Source organism: Mesorhizobium sp. M2C.T.Ca.TU.002.02.1.1 (assembly GCF_003997225.1).
Map to the genome: position 1 here is coordinate 1 of NZ_RZTO01001132.1, position 1,495 is coordinate 1,495.

Sequence of the window (1,495 nt, forward strand, 5' to 3'; positions counted from 1 at the left end):
GCTCGATGTGCCTGGCCATGAACGACGACCGGCTGAAGCCGGCGGCGAGGAAGATCTTGTCGAGGCCCTCGGCCTCCGCCTGTTCCTTGACCAGGCCGGAACCCGGCACGATCATGGCGTTGACCCGCGGATTGACCTTCTTGCCCTCGACCACCTTGGCGGCGGCGCGCAGGTCCTCGATGCGGCCATTGGTGCAGGAGCCGATGAAGACGCGGTCGAGTGCGATGTCGGTGATCTTGGTTCCGGGCGTCAGCCCCATATAGTCGAGCGCGCGGATCTTCGACGTACGCTTGTTTTCGTCCGCGATCTCTTCCGGATCGGGCACAATGCCCTGCACCGAGACGACGTCCTCGGGCGAGGAACCCCAGGAGACGATCGGCGGCAGCTTCGCCGCGTCGAGCACGATCACCTTGTCGAAATGCGCGCCCTCGTCGGAATGCAGCGTCTTCCAATAGGCGAGCGCGGCGTCCCAGGCGGCGCCCTTCGGCGCGCGCGGCTTGTCCTTGACATAGGCGAAGGTCGTCTCGTCCGGCGCGATCAGGCCGGCCCGCGCCCCGCCCTCGATCGACATGTTGCAGATCGTCATGCGGCCTTCCATCGACAGCGAGCGGATCGCCTCGCCGGCATATTCGATGACGTAACCGGTGCCGCCGGCGGTGCCGATCTCGCCGATGATGGCGAGGATGATGTCCTTGGCGGTGACGCCTTCCGGCAACTGGCCGTCGACGCGCACCAGCATGTTCTTGGCCTTGCGCTGGATCAGCGTCTGCGTCGCCAGCACATGCTCGACCTCGGACGTGCCGATGCCGTGCGCCAATGCCCCGAAGGCGCCGTGCGTGGAGGTATGGCTGTCGCCGCAGACGATGGTCATGCCCGGCAGCGTGAAACCCTGCTCCGGCCCGATGATATGGACGATGCCCTGGCGGATATCGTTCTCGGAATAATAGTCGATGCCGAAATCCTTGGCGTTCTTGGCCAGCGCCTCGACCTGGATACGGCTTTCCTCGTTCTTGATGCCGAACTTGCGCTCGGGCGAGGTCGACACGTTGTGGTCGACCACGGCCAGCGTCTTCTCGGGATGGCGGACCTTGCGGTTCGACATGCGCAGGCCTTCGAAGGCCTGCGGGCTGGTGACCTCGTGCACGAGGTGGCGGTCGATATAGAGCAGGCAGGTGCCGTCGTCCTGGCGGTCGACCGTATGGTCGTCGAAGATCTTGTCGTAGAGGGTGCGCGGTGCGCTCATGTGCGTAAATCCGTCGATATGAGAATGGGAAAAGCTGCGCGGCCTTGGCCGGCGAGCGACTTCGATCAGTCGGCCAGGCTAAGTCGGCTGGTGAGCGCGCCACAGACCCGCGCGGCAAATCGCGACGGCAGGCGCTTCCTGTCCTGCAGCACGAACCCCTTGTAGGCCGGATCGCTGAAAAGCTTTTCCATGGCGGCGTAGATAGCAATGTTTTGGCTTTTCGGCAATTGCGACGGGGACCTGGTTCCTCGC

General features: G+C 64.3%; 2 protein-coding genes. Both read right to left on the reverse strand.

Annotated elements, in window-relative coordinates; genetic code table 11:
- Positions 1–1,243: 3-isopropylmalate dehydratase large subunit (gene leuC / locus EOD07_RS34055; RefSeq protein ID WP_127238319.1), on the reverse strand; the 1,243-nt coding region annotated here is incomplete at its 3' end.
- Positions 1,244–1,308: 65 nt separating this feature from the next.
- Positions 1,309–1,495: hypothetical protein (locus EOD07_RS38275; RefSeq protein ID WP_206519648.1), on the reverse strand; the 187-nt coding region annotated here is incomplete at its 5' end.